This is a genomic window from Streptomyces sp. NPDC057287 (genome assembly GCF_042667905.1).
In the GTDB taxonomy this organism is placed as follows: domain Bacteria; phylum Actinomycetota; class Actinomycetes; order Streptomycetales; family Streptomycetaceae; genus Streptomyces.
Genome location: NZ_JBHUYV010000016.1, coordinates 1 through 17,188, shown reverse-complemented (window position 1 = coordinate 17,188; position 17,188 = coordinate 1). Strand labels below are relative to the sequence as shown.

15 protein-coding genes and 1 rRNA gene are annotated in these 17,188 nt (G+C 73.4%); 5 read left to right on the top strand and 11 right to left on the bottom strand.

The genetic code is table 11. The features are described 5' to 3' along the window. The first annotated feature begins 49 nt into the window (after positions 1 to 49). Positions 50 to 1,447 (top strand): FAD-binding oxidoreductase, encoded by a 1,398-nt coding sequence (locus ACFUNE_RS27390; RefSeq protein WP_383573493.1) that lies wholly within the window; start codon positions 50 to 52, stop codon positions 1,445 to 1,447. A gap of 106 nt (positions 1,448 to 1,553) precedes the next feature. After that, the gene (locus tag ACFUNE_RS27385) at positions 1,554 to 3,182 is read left to right on the top strand and encodes a PucR family transcriptional regulator (protein ID WP_383573491.1); all 1,629 of its coding nucleotides are present in this window, start codon (positions 1,554 to 1,556) and stop codon (positions 3,180 to 3,182) included. A gap of 109 nt (positions 3,183 to 3,291) precedes the next feature. Here ACFUNE_RS27385 and ACFUNE_RS27380 read toward each other — a convergent pair whose 3' ends face one another. The 5 genes from ACFUNE_RS27380 to ACFUNE_RS27360 form a co-directional block, all read right to left on the bottom strand. Continuing rightward, positions 3,292 to 4,374: a glycosyltransferase family 4 protein gene (locus tag ACFUNE_RS27380; protein ID WP_383573488.1), complete on the bottom strand. Its 1,083-nt coding sequence runs from the start codon at positions 4,372 to 4,374 to the stop codon at positions 3,292 to 3,294. Positions 4,375 to 4,549: 175 nt separating this feature from the next. Further along, on the bottom strand, positions 4,550 to 6,313 hold the full coding sequence (recN, locus tag ACFUNE_RS27375) for a DNA repair protein RecN (RefSeq protein ID WP_383573485.1): 1,764 nt from the start codon (positions 6,311 to 6,313) through the stop codon (positions 4,550 to 4,552). 83 nt (positions 6,314 to 6,396) lie between these two features. Then, positions 6,397 to 7,320, bottom strand: coding sequence for an NAD kinase (locus ACFUNE_RS27370; protein WP_383573482.1), 924 nt, complete (start codon positions 7,318 to 7,320; stop codon positions 6,397 to 6,399). Beyond that, a complete protein-coding gene (locus ACFUNE_RS27365) occupies positions 7,317 to 8,132 on the bottom strand; it encodes a TlyA family RNA methyltransferase (protein WP_383573479.1) in 816 nt (271 codons plus the stop codon). Before ACFUNE_RS27365 ends, ACFUNE_RS27370 begins: the two co-directional genes overlap by 4 nt. Positions 8,133 to 8,139: 7 nt before the next feature. Beyond that, the gene (locus ACFUNE_RS27360) at positions 8,140 to 8,454 is read right to left on the bottom strand and encodes a hypothetical protein (RefSeq protein WP_383573476.1); all 315 of its coding nucleotides are present in this window, start codon (positions 8,452 to 8,454) and stop codon (positions 8,140 to 8,142) included. A gap of 42 nt (positions 8,455 to 8,496) precedes the next feature. Between ACFUNE_RS27360 and ACFUNE_RS27355 the strand changes: the two genes are divergently transcribed. Then, a complete protein-coding gene (locus ACFUNE_RS27355; RefSeq protein ID WP_383573473.1) occupies positions 8,497 to 8,844 on the top strand; it encodes an alkyl sulfatase C-terminal domain-containing protein in 348 nt (115 codons plus the stop codon). On the opposite strand, the gene ACFUNE_RS27350 is transcribed toward ACFUNE_RS27355, so the two are convergent. The 4 genes from ACFUNE_RS27350 to ACFUNE_RS27335 all read right to left on the bottom strand — a co-directional run bounded on the left by ACFUNE_RS27350 (position 8,828) and on the right by ACFUNE_RS27335 (position 12,983). Further along, positions 8,828 to 9,658, bottom strand: coding sequence for an ABC transporter ATP-binding protein (locus tag ACFUNE_RS27350; protein ID WP_383573469.1), 831 nt, complete (start codon positions 9,656 to 9,658; stop codon positions 8,828 to 8,830). The two genes, ACFUNE_RS27355 and ACFUNE_RS27350, sit on opposite strands and share 17 nt — an antisense overlap. 56 nt (positions 9,659 to 9,714) lie before the next feature. Next, entirely contained in the window at positions 9,715 to 10,704 is a 990-nt protein-coding gene (locus ACFUNE_RS27345; protein WP_383573817.1) for a FecCD family ABC transporter permease, read from the bottom strand. Positions 10,705 to 10,829: 125 nt separating this feature from the next. Then, complete coding sequence (locus ACFUNE_RS27340; RefSeq protein ID WP_383573815.1) at positions 10,830 to 11,846, bottom strand: FecCD family ABC transporter permease; 1,017 nt, start codon at positions 11,844 to 11,846, stop codon at positions 10,830 to 10,832. A 108-nt stretch (positions 11,847 to 11,954) separates the two neighbouring features. Continuing rightward, the gene (locus ACFUNE_RS27335) at positions 11,955 to 12,983 is read right to left on the bottom strand and encodes an HAD hydrolase-like protein (RefSeq protein WP_383573467.1); all 1,029 of its coding nucleotides are present in this window, start codon (positions 12,981 to 12,983) and stop codon (positions 11,955 to 11,957) included. Between the two features lie 72 nt (positions 12,984 to 13,055). On the opposite strand from ACFUNE_RS27335, the gene ACFUNE_RS27330 reads away from it, so the two are divergent. After that, complete coding sequence (locus ACFUNE_RS27330) at positions 13,056 to 14,336, top strand: DUF1015 family protein (RefSeq protein ID WP_383573464.1); 1,281 nt, start codon at positions 13,056 to 13,058, stop codon at positions 14,334 to 14,336. Between the two features lie 192 nt (positions 14,337 to 14,528). Here ACFUNE_RS27330 and ACFUNE_RS27325 read toward each other — a convergent pair whose 3' ends face one another. Then, the gene (locus ACFUNE_RS27325; RefSeq protein ID WP_383573461.1) at positions 14,529 to 15,299 is read right to left on the bottom strand and encodes a hypothetical protein; all 771 of its coding nucleotides are present in this window, start codon (positions 15,297 to 15,299) and stop codon (positions 14,529 to 14,531) included. A 78-nt stretch (positions 15,300 to 15,377) separates the two neighbouring features. Between ACFUNE_RS27325 and ACFUNE_RS27320 the strand changes: the two genes are divergently transcribed. After that, positions 15,378 to 17,090 (top strand): hypothetical protein, encoded by a 1,713-nt coding sequence (locus tag ACFUNE_RS27320; RefSeq protein ID WP_383573458.1) that lies wholly within the window; start codon positions 15,378 to 15,380, stop codon positions 17,088 to 17,090. 6 nt (positions 17,091 to 17,096) lie between these two features. Here the strand turns inward: ACFUNE_RS27320 and rrf are convergent. Then, positions 17,097 to 17,188: ribosomal RNA gene (gene rrf, locus ACFUNE_RS27315) — 5S ribosomal RNA — on the bottom strand; the annotation flags it as partial.

Sequence of the window (17,188 nt, the reverse complement as noted above, 5' to 3'; positions counted from 1 at the left end):
CGGGCCTACGATGGAAAGGTCCTGTCACGCCCTGCGAAGGGGGCTCCACATGACGCCCCGAACCCCTGCGACGGATGCCGCTCCGGCCGGGTTCCGCTCCGGTTTCGGCGGGGAGATCCACGTCCCCGGCGACCCTGGCTACGACGAGGCCCGGACGGTCTTCAACAGCATGATCGACCGCAGACCCGCGGTGGTGGCCCAGTGCGCCTCCGAGGCGGACGTCGCCCGTGCGCTGCGTTTCGCACGGGACGAGGGGCTGGAGGTCGCCGTACGCGGAGGCGGGCACAGCGTCGCCGGCATGGCCCTGAGCGAGGGCGGCCTGGTGGTCGACCTGCGCCGGATGCGCGCGGTGGACGTCGACCCCGAGGCCCGGTCGGCCCGCGTCGGCGGCGGGGCCACCATGTCCGACCTGGACCGGGCCACCCAGCCTTACGCCCTGGCGACCACGGGCGGGAGGGTCTCCACCACCGGTGTCGGCGGGTTCACCCTGGGCGGCGGATCCGGCTGGCTGGAGCGCGCGTTCGGACTGGCCTGCGACAACCTGCTGGCGGCCGATGTGGTGACGGCGGACGGCGCCACCGTGCACGCGAGCGCGGACGAGAACCCCGAGCTCTTCTGGGCCCTGCACGGCGGCGGCGGCAACTTCGGTGTGGTCACGTCGCTGACGCTCCGGCTGCACGACCTGCCGGCGATGAGCATGGCGCTGCTCCTCCTCCGCCCGGAGAACGGCCCCGAGGCGGTCCGTACGTACCGGGACGTGATGGAGTCCGCCCCGGACGCGGCGGGCGGCGCCTGCATCTACATCACCGGGCCTCCCGAGGAGTGGGTGCCCGAGGCCATGGTGGGCCGGCTGGTGTGCGCGGTCCTGGTCACCTACGCCGGTACCGAGGCCGAGCTGCGCGAGGTGGCCGCGCCCCTGCTGGCGCTGGAACGCGAGGCAGAGGTGATCGCCGGAATCCCCTACGCCGACCTTCAGTGCATGCTCGACGACCCGCCCGGCATGCGGAACTACTGGTCGGCGGAGTATCTGGACGGTCTTCCCGACGAGGCCGCGGCCGCCTACTGCGCCTGCGCCTCCACGCTGCCGGTCCCCTCCGGCTCGCAGCACGTGCTGTTCCCGATGGGCGGCGCGGTGGCCAGGGGGCCCGCCGACTACCCGCTGCCCTGGCGGGCGTCACCCTGGGCGGTGCACCCGTTCGGTGTCTGGGAGGACGCTGCCGACGACGAGCAGGCCAAGCAGTGGGTGCGCCGGGTGCGCGGCGCCTTCGTGCCGTGGGCGAGCGGTGCGGTCTACCTCAACTTCATCGGCCGCGAGGGCCAGGAGCGGGTCGTCTCCGGCTTCGGGGAGCGCGCGTACGAACGGCTGTCGCGCGTCAAGGCCCGCTACGACCCCGGCAACGTCTTCCACCTCAACCACAACGTCAAGCCGGCCGTGGCCGAGGTGTGACGCACCCCGGCCGGGGCCGGTACCTTCCTGACCGGGGCGTTCGCGTCCCCTTGGACGAGGGCACGAGCGCGGATCGCGCACGACGGGAAGCACGAGGCCGGAGCCGGTGGAGACAGAGGGCGGGATCACCGTGCGGCGGGCGCTGGAGCTGCCGGGGCTGCGCGGCGGGCTCCCGGAGGTACTGGCCTGCGAGGACCGGCTGGACCGGGTGGTGCGCTGGGTGCACGCGGGTGAGGCGCCCAACATCCCCGCCCTCCTGAAGGGCGGGGAGTTGCTGCTCACGACGGGACTCGGCCTCGGGGCCCGGCCGTCGGACCAGCGTGCCTTCGTCCGGAAGCTGGCCGACCGCTCCATCGCGGCCCTGGTCGTGGAGCTCGGCCCGCGATTCAGCCGGCTGCCCGCGGCGATCGTGGAGGCGGCGCGGACGGCGGGGCTTCCGCTCGTGCAGCTGCACCGCGAGGTGCCGTTCGTGGCGGTCACCGAAGAGATCCACACCGAGATCGTCAACGGGCACTACGCGCTGCTCCAGCGGGCCGAGGAGGTCCACCGGCGGTGCACGCAGGCGGTTCTAGGCGGTGGCGGGGTACCGCAGGTCCTGGGGATCCTGGCGGACTTCGCCGCGAATCCGGTCTTCCTGGAGACCTCGGACGGCCGGCTGCTGTTCGCCGCCGGCCCCGGGGCGGGGCCCGCGGGCACCGACCCGCTCCAGGTCTGGGAGGGGTTGCGCGGGGCACGCGCGGCCCGGGAGGCGCCACCGGCCGGCGCGGTCCTGGTGGAGGTGCCGGGCGGCGGGCCGGGGGCCGGTTCCGTACGGGCCCGGCTGGTGCTGCTCGCCGTGGCGGGCCCGCTGGTGACGGTGCACCGGATGGCGGCCGAGCGGGCTGCGGGCATTTTGGCGGTCGTGCTGATGCAGGCCCGCCAGGAGGAGGAGGTGGCGGCGCGGGGACGCGGTGACTTCCTCACGGACCTCGCCGAGGGCCGGGTCTCCCCCGACGACGCTCCCGCGCAGGCCGGGGTTCTGGGGTTCCGGCCGGGCGGGCATCCGCTGCTGCCCGTCGTGATGCGGCTCGCCCCGGAATCGGCTTCCTCGGGCAGTTGGGCGCTGCCGGCCCGGACCGTGACGGAGGAGCTCGCGGCGGTGGGCGCACCGGTGCTGGTGGGGGTGCGCCCGGTGGAGGGCAGGGTCCTGCTCCTGCTGGCGCTGCGGCCGGGTACGACACGCACGGCCCTCGCGGACCGGGTGGCGGCGGCGTTGCGGGCCGGAGCCGGACGGGCGGGCCTGGAGCGGGCCGGGGACCGTACGCCGGTCGTCGTGGTGGTCGGGGCCGCCGGCGGATGGGCGGCGGCGGGTGCGGGGCTCCGGCACGCGGCTGAGGCGGCCGCCGCCGCGCAGGGGCTGGAGGAGCGTCCCTGGTACGACGCGCGCCGTCTGGACATCGATCTGCTGCTGTGGCGGCTGCGGGACCATCCGGATCTGGAGTCCTTCGTGGACCGGGCGATCGGGCCGCTGCGCGAGCACGACCGCACCTCGCGCCCGGCGTTGCTGCCCACGCTGGAGGCGTATCTCGCCCACGCGGGGCGCAAGGCGGAGGCCGCGCGCGACTTGCATCTGAACCGTCAGACGCTCTACAACCGGCTGGCCCGCATCGGCGAGGTGCTCGGCACGGACCTCGACGATCCGCAGTCGGTGCTCGCCCTGAGCCTGGCCCTGCGGGCTCGCCGCCACACCCGCTGAGAACCCCGGCCCGGGGGCAGGGCGTCGCCGGACCCCGGCGCCGGGGTCCGGCGACGCCGCGAGGTGCGGCGCCCGGGCACGCGGGCCCGGCATGCTCCGGACGGGAGGCCTATGCCCCTCGTCCCGCCCCGACCGGGGTGGCCAGCTCGTCGTAGACGGAGAGCACGTGGGCGATGGTGTCGTCCTCGGTCGGCCAGCTCGCGGCCTGCGCGCGTCCCGAGCCGGCGAGGCGCTCCCGCTGCCCGGGGTCGCCCAGAAGCCGCACGACGGCTCCTGCGAGCGCCTCGGCGTCCCCGTACGGAACGAACGAGGCCGCCTCCCCGACGAGCTCGGGCAGACCGTCGGTACGGGCCGCGACCAGCGGGACACCGAGCCGCAGGGCTTCCCGGGCGAGCAGCGGCCCGGCGTCGCCCCGGCCGGGGAGCACGGCGATGTCGGCGGCGGCGAGGATCCCGGCGAGGTCGTCCCGGCCGCCGGCGAGGACGACGGGCAGCCCCTCGTCGGCGATACGCCGCCGCAGGGCACCGGCCCGGGGCCCCTCCCCCACGAAGGCGAGCAGGGGCACGGGGTCCAGGTGCCGCCACTCCCGTGCGGCGTCCAGCAGCGTGTCGTCGTCGTGCTCTGCCAGCGAGACCAGCAACGGCCTTCCCACCGCGCCCAGTTCGACGCGCGCCTTGCCGTCGTCGGGGATGAGGGGGAAGCGGCTCGCGGGGATCGCGGCCGGGGCGAGCCGGGCGTCCCGGGCACCCCTTCGTCGTGCCCGGTCGACCAGCTCCCACGAGGTGCCCAGCACAACGGCGGCCGCGCGGACCGCCCTTCGCTCCAGGAGCCGCAGCAGCCGGCCGCGGGCACCCTCGGCATGGACGCGGGTGTGCCAGGTCACGACCAGCGGGGTGCCCCGGCCGCTGAGCGCGATCCCGGCGCGCACGGCGGCGTGCAGACCGTGGGCGTGGACGATGTCCGCCCCGGTGCAGGCGGTCCGCAGCGCGGCGACGGCCGCGGGGTCGCTGCGCCGGGGCACGGCGACGAAGCGGGCGCCGGTCGCGGGAAGGCCGTGGGCGCGGCCCGAGCCGGCCGGGGCGCAGACGGTGACCTGCACGCCGCGGGCGACCAGGCCCGCGGCGAGCGAACTGACACGAGCGCTGCTTCCGGCGCCGCCGTCCAGGACTTGGACCGTACGCAGCTGTGACACGTTGATCGGCTCCCCGGGGCTCCCGAGTCGGTGGTGGGTACAGCGCCAAGGATGCCAGTCCGTACGCACGTTCCGGGACCGATGAAACGTTGCTCCCGTCCACGCGTCGGCACCGGAAGCGCCCGCCCCACTCGTACGAGTGAGACGGGCGGCGCGAAATTGACGCCGGACGGCGCTATCCGTCGACCCGCGCGGTCTCCAGCAGCTCCTCGGCGTGCGCCCGGGCGGTCTCCGAGTCCTCCTGTCCGGCGAGCATCCGGGAGAGCTCCCGCACCCGGTCCTCGCCCTCCAGGACCGTGACGCCGCTCCTGGTCACCGATCCGTCCACGGTCTTCTCGACCAGCAGCTGCCGGTCGGCGAAGGCCGCCACCTGCGGCAGGTGGGTGACCACGACGACCTGCGCGGACCTGGCGAGCTTCGCCAGCCGCCGGCCGACCTCGACGGCCGCCTTTCCGCCGACACCCGCGTCCACCTCGTCGAAGAGGTACGTCGGCACGGGGTCCGAGCCCGCGAAGACGACCTCCACCGCGAGCATCACCCGGGACAGCTCGCCTCCGGACGCGCCCTTGGCGATCGGCCGGGGCTGGGCACCGGGGTGCGGCGCCAGCAGGAGCTCCACCTCGTCGGCGCCCGACGGGCCGTAGAGCACGCTCCGGCCGCCGACGTCGATGCCGGACGCCTCGTCCGGCGCCTCGGTCTGCCGGATGGCGAACGAGACCCGGGCGTGCGGCATGGCGAGCGACGCCAGCTCCTCCGTGACGGCGGCGGCGAAGCGCGCCGCCGCCTCCGTCCGCGCGTCGGTCAGCTCCTGGCCGAGGACGGAGAGCTCGCCGCGCAGCGCGTCGCGCTCCGCCGTCAGCTCACCGATCCGGTCGTCGTCGCCCTCCAGCTCGGTCAGCCGGGAGGCGCCCTCCTCGGCCCAGGCGAGGACGGAAGCTATGCCCTGGCCGTCCCGGCCGTCCCGGCCGTACTTCCGGACGAGCGCGGTGAGCCCGGCACGCCGCTCCTCCACCGCGGCGAGCCGCAGCGGGTCGGCGTCCAGCTGGTCGGCGTATCCGGCGAGCTCTCCGCCCACGTCGGCGAGCAGGATCGAGATCTCGCCGATCCGGTCGGCGAGCGCGGCCAGCGCGGGGTCGTGCGCCCGTACGGCGTCCAGGGACTGTCCGGCGGCGGCGACCACCGTGGTGGCGTCCACGCCCTCCTGGTCCTCCGGATCGCCCGCGAGCGCGGCGTGGGCGAGGGCGGCGGCGGAGGCGAGTGCCTCGGCGTGGCCGAGCCGCTCGGCTTCCGCCGCGAGCTCGGTGTCCTCCCCGGGCAGCGGTTCCACGGCGGCGACCTCGTCGAGGCCGAAGCGCAGCAGATCGGCCTCCTGGGCACGCTCCCTGGCCCGGGTGGTCAGTTCGTCCAGCTCCGTGACGACCGCGCGCAGCCGCCGGTAGGCCGTCGCGTACGTGGCGTGCGGTGCGTCGACGGCGGCGCCGGCGTAGCGGTCCAGGGCCTGCCGCTGCCGGGCCGGCTTGAGGAGTCCCTGCTGGTCGGTCTGGCCGTGCACGGCGACGAGTTCGTCGGCGAGCTCGGCGAGCACTCCCACGGGCACGGATCTGCCCCCGAGATGCGCCCGCGAGCGCCCTTCCGCCGAAACGGTACGGCTGACGATCAGCGCCCCGTCCTCGATCTCGGCACCCGCCTCCTCGGCACGCAGCGCCGCCGCGTCGCCCGGGGACACCGTGATCCGCCCCTCGACGACCGCGGCCTTGGCTCCGACCCGCACCAGGGCTGGGTCGGCGCGCCCGCCGAGCAGCAGCCCGAGGCTGGTGACGACCATGGTCTTGCCCGCGCCGGTCTCGCCCGTCACCGCGGTGAAACCGGGTGACAGCTCCACCACCGCGTCGTCGATGACTCCGAGCGACCGTATCCGCATCTCCTCCAACACGGACATGACCTTACGAGGTCCGGAGCCCGGTGTGCGACGGACCCCGGTGACCGGTTCACTCACGCGGGTGTGAGCAGCGTCCCGGAGAATCAGTGCGGAGCGCCCCGCCAGCCCTGCACGGGCAGCGCGAACTTGGCCACCAGGCGGTCGGTGAAGGAGGCCTGGTGCAGCCGCGCGAGACGTACGGGCACCGCTCCGCGCCGCACCTCGACCCTGGCCCCGGCGGGCAGCTCGACCGTCCGTCGGCCGTCGCACCACAGCACCCCGTGCGGGGTGTGCGGCTGGACCTCCACGGCCAGCACCGAGTCGGGCGAGGTCACCAGCGGCTTCGCGAACAGCGCGTGGGCGCTGATCGGCACCATGAGCAGGGCCTCCACCTCGGGCCAGACGACGGGGCCGCCGGCCGAGAAGGCGTACGCCGTCGATCCGGTCGGGGTGGCGCAGACGATCCCGTCGCAGCCGAATCCGGTCACGGGGCGGCCGTCGATCTCCAGCACGACCTCGAGCATCCGCTCGGGCGAGACCTTCTGCACGGCGGCCTCGTTGAGCGCCCAGTCGGAGTGCACGATGTCGCCGTTGCTGTGCACCAGGACGTCGAGCGTCATCCGCTCCTCGACCTGGTACGCGCGGGTGACGACGCGGTCGACGACCTTGTCCAGGTCGTCCCGCTCGGCCTCGGCCAGGAATCCCACCCGTCCGAGGTTGACACCGAGCATCGGCACGCCGGAGGCGCGGGAGATCTCGGCGCCGCGCAGCAGCGTCCCGTCCCCGCCGAGCACGATCAGCAGCTCGCAGCCGTCCACGGCTGCGGGCGTCGCGTCCGTGACCGTCACCACCGACGGCGGCAGCGGCAGGTCCTCCGCCTCCACCGCCAGCACCCTGACACCGAGGCCGTTCCTCAGCAGGCCCTGGACGACCAGCTCGGCGCTGCGGATCGCGGCCGGGCGGCCGGTGTGTGCCAGCAGGAAGACAGTGCGTTCCGCGTTCCCTGGTTGTGCGTCATGCTCCGTCAACGGGGCCCCTCCGCCACTGCGCGGTCGACATCCGCGGGATCCAGCTCAGGTGCGCCGGCCCGCAGCCACAGAAAGTACTCGACATTTCCCGACGGGCCGGGCAGCGGGCTCGCCGTGACCCCCTGGACGCCGAGGCCCAGCAGACCGGCCCGGCGCGCCACCTCCCGTACGGCCTCGGCCCGCAGCTCGGGGCTGCGGACCACACCTCCGGCGCCGAGGCGCTCCTTGCCCACCTCGAACTGCGGCTTGACCATGAGCACCAGGTCGGCGTCCGGCGCGGCGCAGCGCGCGAGAGCGGGCAGGACCAGGCCGAGCGGGATGAACGACAGGTCGCCGACCACCAGGTCCACCTCCTCTCCGTCGATCTGCTCCACCGTCAACTCGCGTACGTTGGTACGGTCCTTGACGGTGACGCGTTCATCGGACTGGAGGGACCAGGCGAGCTGTCCGTAGCCGACGTCCACGGCGACGACCTGGCGTGCGCCGGCCCGCAGCAGCACATCGGTGAAGCCGCCGGTCGAGGCCCCGGCGTCCAGCGCCCGCCGCCCCTCGACCTCCAGCCCCAGCGGCGCGAAGGCGGCGATGGCGCCCGCCAGTTTGTGCCCCCCGCGCGAGACGTACTCGGGGTCGCTGTCGTCCTTGACGACGACGACGGCGGCGCTGGTCTCGACCTGGGTGGCGGGCTTGGTCGCGGTGTTCCCGCCGACGGTCACCCGCCCGGCTGCGATCAGCTGGCTCGCGTGCTCACGCGAGCGGGCGAGCTTGCGGCGTACCAGCTCGGCGTCGAGGCGGCGACGTGCCACTCCTGCCACGTTCGGTTCAGCTCCTGTTGTCGTGCGTGGGCGTCGGTGCGGGTGCGGGCCGTGCGTCCAGCGCGGTCAGCTCGTCGCGCAGCCCACGGTGTACATCCTCGTACACCTCGGTGTGACCGTCCGCCGCGAGGTGGTCCGCGTCGGCCAGCCGCTCCAGCCGCGCGTCGACACCGGCGTGCCCGGTGGGGGTGCGCGCGACACCGAGGGGCGCGGGCGGGGCGGGGTCGAAGGAGGGCGCGGGAGGCGCGGAGGGCGGCCCGGCGGCCGCTCCGCCCACCTCACCCTGCTGCGCCGTGTCCGGCCCCGGCATCCAGTCGCTCATGCGGGAACGCTACCCCGAACGGCCGGTGTACCGTCGGTGACGATGGCGACCATGGCGGAGTGCCGCAGCGCACTCGACACACTTTCCGACAATCTGGCAGGGTCCGACGGCGACGTGCGCGGCGCCGCCGACCTCGACCGCTCGCTGAGCTGCCACATCAGGGACCTCGACGTGACGTTCACCGGACGGCTGGCGAACAGCCGGATCCAGGTGCTGGACACGCACGACGGACCACCCCGCGAGAAGGCCGAGATCCGGCTCGCGATGACGGGCGACGACCTGGTGGCCATGGTCGGCGGCGAACTGAACTTCGCGAAGGCCTGGGCCTCGGGCCGGGTCCGGCTGGAGGCGGGCTTCCGCGATCTGCTGAAGCTCAAGTCCCTGCTGTGACCCCGGGCCCCCGCACGGAGGCCTCCGTGCGCCTCCTGCGGGCGGCTGGGACGACGAGCGGTGTGCCCGTCTCGGGGTCGTCGATGACCTGGCACCGCATCCCGAAGACCTCCTCCACGAGTTGCGCCGTGACGACGTCGCCGGGAGCGCCCTCGGCGATGACCGCACCCTCACGCATGGCGATGAGGTGCGTGGCGTACCGGGCGGCGTGATTGAGGTCGTGCAGCACGGCGACCAGCGTGCGGCCCTGCGTCTCGTGCAGTTCGGCACAGAGGTCGAGTACGTCGATCTGGTGCTGGATGTCGAGGTACGTCGTCGGCTCGTCGAGCAGCAGCAGCGGGGTCTGCTGGGCGAGGGCCATGGCGATCCAGACCCGCTGGCGCTGGCCGCCGGAGAGCTCGTCGACGTAGCGGTCGGCGAGCTCGCCGACGCCGGTCGACTCCATGGACTCCTTCACGATCCGCTCGTCCTCGGGCGACCACTGGCGCAGCAGCCCCTGGTGCGGGTAGCGGCCTCGCGAGACGAGGTCGGCGACGGTGATGCCGTCCGGGGCTATGGAGGACTGGGGCAGCAGACCGAGCGTCCTGGCGACCTTCTTCGCGGGCATGCGGTGGATGGACTGCCCGTCCAGCAGGACGTCTCCGCCGCTCGGCCTCAGCATCCGCGAGAGCGCCCGCAGCAGGGTCGACTTGCCGCAGGCGTTGGGGCCGACGATGACCGTGAAGGAGTTGTCGGGAATCTCGACCGAGAGGTTCTCGGCGATGATCCGCTGGTCGTAGCCGAGGGTCACCGATTCGGCGGTGAGGCGCTGCATGGTCCTGCTCCCGGAGTCCGTGGGGGTTGTCTGCGAGCTGTCCGGCTGCCCGGGCCTCATACGCGTCCCGCCTTGCGCTCGGACACGAGGAGCCACAGGAGGTAGCAGCCGCCCAGCACACCGGTGACCACTCCCACCGGGAGCTGGCGGTCCCCGAAGGCGTTCATGGCCGTCCAGTCGGCGACGAGCAGCAGGGCCGCACCCGTGGCGGCCGCGGCGGCCAGATTGGGGCCGGGCGCGCGGGTCAGCCGGCGGGCCACCTGCGGGGCGCTCAGTGACACGAAGACGATGGGGCCGGCGGCGGCGGTGGCTACGGCGACGAGCAGGACGGCGCTGCTCAGCAGGACGAGCCGGGTGCGTTCCACCCTCACGCCCAGCGCGTGGGCCGCGTCGTCGCCCATCTCGATCATGCGCAGGGCCCGCCCGTGCCCGAGGACCAGGGGCATCAGCACACAGCAGACCGCGAACAGCGGCCAGACCTGGGCCCAGTCCCGGCCGTCGAGCGATCCGGTCATCCAGACGACCGCGCGGGTGGCGTCGACCAGGTTGGCCTTGGTGATCAGGTAGTGGGTCGCGGCGGTGAGCATCGCGGCGGCGCCGATGCCGACGAGGACGAGCCGGTAGCCGTGCACCCCGCGCTTCCAGGCCAGCAGGTAGACGGCGGCACCGGTCAGGAGGCCGCCGACGACGGCGCCCGCCGCGACCTCGGTGGGCCCGCCGTGGAAGAGCACGATCACGATGAGGGCGCCGACCGCCGACCCCTGGCCGAAGCCGAGGACGTCGGGGCTGCCGAGCGGGTTGCGGGAGACGCTCTGGAAGACGGCTCCGCCGACACCGAGCGCGGCACCGACGAGGAGTCCGACCAGGACCCTGGGCAGCCGCAGTTCCGTGACGATGAACTCCTGCTGGAAGGTTCCGTTGCCGAAGAGCGTGGTGACGACCTGCCCGGGTGACATGGCGTAGTCGCCGCTGCCGATCAGCACCACGGCGGCGAAGGCGGCCGCGGCGGCGAGCAGCGCGATCACGGCGAACGCCCGGGCGTCCACCCGGAAGGAGAGGCCGCCGGAGGTCCGTACGGCGCGGACCGTCCTCGTGGTGTCCTGTGCGGCGCGGACCGGCTTCCTGCTGTCCTGTGAGGCGTGGACCGTCCTCGTGCTGTCCTGTGCGCCCTTCACAGCTGGGCCATCCTCTTGCGTCGTACGAGGTGGATGAAGACGGGCCCGCCGAGGAGCGCGGTGACGATACCCACCTGCAGCTCGGAGGGGCGGGCGACGACTCTGCCCACCACGTCGGCGCCGAGCAGCAGCACAGGGGCGAGCACGGCCGCGTACGGCAGGATCCAGCGCAGGTCGGGGCCGGTGATGGTGCGGACCAGGTGGGGGATCATCAGCCCGATGAAGACGATCGGCCCGCAGGCGGCCGTCGCCGCCCCGCACAGCAGGGTGACGGCCACCATCGCGAGGACGCGGGTGCGGGTCAGACGGGCGCCGAGCGCCTTGGCGGTGTCGTCGCCCATCTCCAGGGCGTTGAGCGGCCGGGCGATCAGCAGGGACAGCAGCACGCCGAGCGCGATGAACGGCCACACCTTGCCGACGGTCTCCGGGTTCGCGGAGGCCAGCGATCCCACGGTCCAGAAGCGCAGCCGGTCCAGCGCCGCCGCGTCCAGCAGCTGCACGGCGTTGACGTAGCCGAACAGCGCCGCGGTGACCGCCGTACCGGCGAGCGCCAGCCGTACGGGATTCGCGGAGCGGCTCCCGCCGAGCAGGTACACGGCCACGGACACGATCGCGGCGCCGGCGAACGCGAACCAGACGTATCCGGTCAGCGAGGTGACGCCGAGGAAGGTGATGGCCGAGACGACGGCGGCCGCGGCGCCCGCGTTGACACCCAGCAGACCGGGCTCGGCGAGCGGGTTGCGGGTCAGCGCCTGCATCACCGCGCCCGCCAGCCCGAGGGCGGCCCCGACGATCAACCCCAGCACGGTGCGCGGGATCCGCACATCCCGTACGAGGACGTCGCCGTTGGTGCCGGAGTAGTGGAACAGCCCGTGCCACACCTCGGCGAGCGGAAGGGCCTTGGCCCCGATCGCGACACTCGCGAGGCATACCAGCACCAGCACACCCACGGAGACCAGCAGACCCGCGGCACGTACCGCGTGGCGCCCTGCGCGCGCAGATGTGTCCGGCACGGGTTCGGGGCCGGAACTCGATTCGGGGGGACTCTCGACCAACACGTGGTTAGGTTAGCCTATCCTCGTATCATCTCAATTCCCCCGTACCGCGAGGCCCTAGGCCCCTCACAGGTCCAGCCCGGCCACGGCCTTCTTCGCGTCCAGCTCGCACGCGCCGTCCCCGGCGTGCGTCCACGCCGCCCCGCACAGGGCCCGCAGCCCGTCGATCGCCTCGCCGTCGCCCTCCAGCACGAGTGCGTCCCCGCGCACCGTGGCCGTCCAGCCGCCGCAGCGGAATCCTCCGCCCTCCTCCGACACCTCGGGCTGGCCGGCGAGCAGCCCCCGCAGATCCCGGTCCACGTAGGTCGGTCGGTACTTGGGCTCGGCCGCGATCAGCTGCGCCGCGTCGGTCACCCCGGTGAGGACGAGCAGCGAGTCCACGCCGCCGTTGAACGCGCCCTCGATGTCCGTGTCCAGCCGGTCCCCGACGACCAGCGGCCGCTTCGCCCCGGTCCGCAGCACGGTCTCGCGGTGCATCGGCGGCAGCGGCTTGCCGGCGACCTGCGGCTCCGCTCCGGTCGCGATCCGCACGACCTCCACCGCCGCGCCGTTGCCCGGAGCGATGCCCCGGGCGCCCGGAATCGTCAGATCCGTGTTGGACGCGAACCACACCGCCCCACGCGTGATCGCGTACGCCGCCTCGGCGAACCGCCCCCACGGGAGGTCGGGCCCGCCGAACCCCTGCGCCACGGCGGCCGGATCGTCGTCGGCCGACTCCACCGGCACGAGACCGCGCTCGCGCAGCGCGACCCGCAGCCCCTCCCCGCCGACCACCAGCACCTTCGCCCCCGCGGGCAGCTGATCGGCCATCAGCCGGGCCACCGCCTGAGCCGACGTGATCACATCAGCAGGATCGGCCGGCACCCCGAGCTCCGTCAGGTGCTCGGCCACCGCGTCCGGCGTCCGCAGGGCGTTGTTCGTCACGTACGCCAGATGCATGCCGCCCTCGCGGGCGGTGCCCAGCGACTCGACGGCATGGACGATCGCGTGCCCGCCGGCGTACACCACGCCGTCGAGGTCGAGCAGGGCCGTGTCGTACGCCTCGCTCAACGCCACGCTGCTCCCGAGCGGCCGGGACCTGTACTGCTGACTCATATGCCTGCGCTCCTCTTTCCATGCTTCTCCCCCGATCATCGCGCATCGCCGGAGCGCACATACGATGCACAAATGAACACATCCGGGCCCGCCGTCAGCCGGGGACTGCGGCTGACCCCCTTCCGCGGACTGCGGTACGTCCCCGAGCAGGTCGGCAGTCTGGCGGCCGTGACCTCACCCCCGTACGACGTCGTCGTACGGCCCGACGGACTGCACCACCTGGAGTCCGCGGACCCGCACAACATCGTGCGGCTCATCCTCCCGCAGGCCGACTCGGCCACCGCGCGCCACCGGCAGGCGGCCGACACCCTGAAGCGCTGGCTCACCGAGGGTGTCCTCGCCCCGGACCCGGAGCCCGTGCTCTACGTCTACGAACAGCGGGCCGACGACATCCTTCAGCGCGGTGTGATCGGGGCTCTGGCGCTCTCCCCCGCCTCGGAGGGCATCGTGCTGCCGCACGAGGATGTCATGGCCGACGTCGTGGAGGACCGCGCCGATCTGATGCGCACCGCCGCCGCCCATCTCGAACCCCTGCTCTTCAGCTACGCCGGTGACGGCGGGCCGAGCGGCGCCACGGCCGTCATCGAGCGGGTGGCTGGGCGTCTTCCGCTCCTCACCACGACGACGGAGGACGGCTTCAGCCACCGTCTCTGGGCCGTGACGGATCCCGGCGAACGGGCGGAGATCGAGTCGGATCTGTCCCGGCGCCAGGCGCTCATCGCCGACGGCCACCACCGCTGGGCCACCTATCTCAGGCTCCAGAAGGAACAGTCCGCCCCCGGCCCCTGGGACTTCGGGCTCGTCCTGCTCGTCGACACGGCCCGCTATCCGCTCCGCGTGCGCGCCATCCACCGGCTGCTCCACCGGCTTCCGGTCGCGGACGCGCTCCGCGCCGTCGAAGGACGCTTCCGTGTCCGGTCCGTCGACGGGCCACTGCCCCGAGCGCTCGACGCACTCGCCGGAGCCTCTGGGGAAGGCAACGCCTTCCTCCTCGCGGGTGACGGCTCTTTCCACCTGGTCGACCGGCCGGACGAACAGCTGCTGGCCCGCACCGTCCCCGCCGACCGGCCGCCCGCCTGGCGCGCGCTCGACGCGACCGTGCTGCACTTCACACTCCTGGACGACGTCTGGGGCGTCCCTGACGCCCCAGAGCACATCGCCTACATCCACGACACCGCGGCCGCGGTCGAGCAGGCGGAGCGGCACGGCGCCACGGCGGTCCTGATGCATCCGGTGGGCGAGGACGTCGTACGGGACCTTGCGAGGCAGGGCGTCACCATGCCCCGCAAGTCGACGTCGTTCGGCCCGAAGCCGGCCACGGGGCTCGTGCTGCGCAGCCTGGACATCGGCTGACGGCCAGGTGGTGCCCTTCGGGGCGCCGCCTCGCCGGCCAGGGGCCCGGCCGCAGCGCGTTCCGGCCGCCCCCGTCGGCCGGACGTGCGAGCCGCGGATGCCCGGGTGGGCGTCGTGCGGCATGACCCGGAACGCAGAGAGGGCGGCACCCGTACGGGTGCCGCCCTCTCCTCATGCATGCTCGATCAGACGTCAGGCCTTCGTGGGCCCGTCCACGCCGTCGTCCTGGACGTCGGTGTCGTCGTCCGAGTCCTCGTCGTCGTCCGAATCGTCGTCGTCGTCCGAATCGTCGTCGTCGCTGTCCGAGTCCTCGTCGCTGTCCGAGTTCTCGTCGTACGCGCGGTCTTCCTGCTCGTCCGCGTCCGCCGGTGCGCCGGCAGGATCGACGTCCTCGCCGAGCGCGTCGACGAACTCGACACCGTCGAGTGCGGCAAGCCGGTCGGACGCGTCGGTCGCACCGTCCTTGTCGGCTTCCAGCGCCTTGCCGAACCACTCACGCGCCTCGTCCTCGCGCCCGGCCTCCAGGAGCGCGTCCGCGTACGCGTACCGCAGACGCGGGGTCCACGAGTGGACGGAGCTGGAGGCGAGCTCGGGGCCCTGCAACGTGACGATCGCCGCGTCGATCTGCCCCATGTCCCTGCGGGCTCCGGCGGCGACCAGGCGCATCTCGACCTGGCCGGCCTTGTCCAGCTTCTGGACCTCGGGCCCGCCGGCCATGTCCATCGCCCGCTCGGGCCTGCCGAGTCCACGCTCGCAGTCGGCCATGACGGGCCACAGGTCCACGGAACCGGTCATGCGACGGGACGCCCTGAACTCGGCCAGCGCCTCCGCGTACCTCTGTGTGGCGTACGCGGCGAAGCCGGCAGCCTCACGCACCGCTGCGACACGCGAGGCCAGACGCAGTGCGATGCGCGAGTACGCGTATGCCCGCTCAGGGTCCTCGTCGAGGAGGCGAGCCACCATCACGAGGTTCCGTGCAACGTCCTCGGCCAGGGTCTTCGGCAGGCTGTACAGCTCCTGCCGGACGTCCTTGTCGATCTCGTGGCCAGTGACGTCGTCCGGAATGGGAAGACGCTTGATCGGCTCACGGTCGCGGTCGTCGCGGCCCTGGTAACCGCCACGGTCGTCGCGCCCCTGGTAGCCCCCGCGGTCGTTGTCGCGGCGGGGCGCACGGTCCCGGTCGCCACCCCGGTCGTCCCGGCGGAAGCCGCCGCCGGTGCTGCCGCCACGGCTGTCGTCGCGGCGGAAGCCGCCGCCGGTGCTGCCGCCACGGTTGTCGTCGCGGCGGGGGCCGCTGGATCGGTCGTCACGACGCTCGAAGCCACCGCTGGGGCGACCACCGCGTTCGTCACGGCGCTCGAAGCCACCGCTGGGACGGCCACCGCGGTCGTCGCGCTGACCACCGCGGTACCCACCACGCTCGTCATCACGGCGCGGAGCACGGTCATCACGACGGAAGTTGCTCGAACGGTCGTCGTCACGGCGCGGAGCACGGTCGCGGTCGTCGCGGCGGAAGCCGCCGCTGGTGCTGCCGCCACGGTTGTCGTCGCGGCGGGGGCCGCTGGATCGGTCGTCACGACGCTCGAAGCCACCGCTGGGGCGACCACCGCGGTCGTCGCGCTGACCACCGCGGTACCCACCACGCTCGTCATCGCGCCGGAAGCCGCCGCCGGTGCTTCCACCACGACTGTCATCACGACGGAACCCATCGCCGCTGCTTCCACCACGACTGTCATCACGACGGAACCCACCGCCGCTGCTTCCGCCACGGCTGTCGTCGCGACGGAAACCGCCACCGGTGCTGCCGCCACGGCTGTCGTCGCGGCGGGGGCCGCTGGAACGGTCGTCACGACGCTCGAAGCCACCGCTCGGGCGACCACCGCGGTCGTCACGCTGACCACCGCGGTACCCACCACGCTCGTCATCACGACGCGGAGCACGGTCATCACGACGGAACCCACCGCCGGTGTTGCCACCGCGGCTGTCGTCGCGGCGGAAACCGCCGCCGGTGCTGCCGCCACGGTTGTCGTCGCGGCGGGGGCCGCTGGATCGGTCGTCACGACGCTCGAAGCCACCGCTCGGGCGACCACCGCGGTCGTCGCGCTGACCACCGCGATACCCACCACGCTCGTCATCACGGCGGAACCCACCGCCGGTGCTGCCGCCACGGTTGTCATCACGGCGCGGGCCACTGGAGCGGTCGTCACGACGCGGAGCACGGTCATCACGACGGAACCCACCGCCGGTGTTGCCACCGCGGTTGTCGTCGCGACGGAAGCCGCCGCCGGTGCTGCCACCGCGGTTGTCGTCGCGGCGGGGGCCGCTGGAACGGTCGTCACGACGCTCGAAGCCACCGCTGGGGCGACCACCGCGGTCGTCACGCTGACCACCGCGGTACCCACCACGCTCGTCATCACGACGCGGAGCACGGTCATCACGACGGAACCCACCGCCGGTGTTGCCACCGCGGTTGTCGTCGCGACGGAAACCGCCGCCGGTGTTGCCACCGCGGTTGTCGTCACGTCGAGGAGCGCCGGCCCGGTTGTCGCGGCCGCCCCGGAAGCCGCCCCCGTCACCGCCGTCCCGGCGACGCGGCTCGCGCTCCGGACGGTCGTCGGAAGAGTTGGTGGACATGGGGGTGACTCCTGTCATCGGGTACCACAGACATTCTCGCGCAGCCGACCATCCGACGCGCTTCGGCAAAATAAAAAAGGCCCTTGGCCCCAGCATGAACGCTGGGACCAAGGGCCCTGAAAGATTGTTCGGCGGCGTCCTACTCTCCCACAGGGTCCCCCCTGCAGTACCATCGGCGCTGAAAGGCTTAGCTTCCGGGTTCGGAATGTAACCGGGCG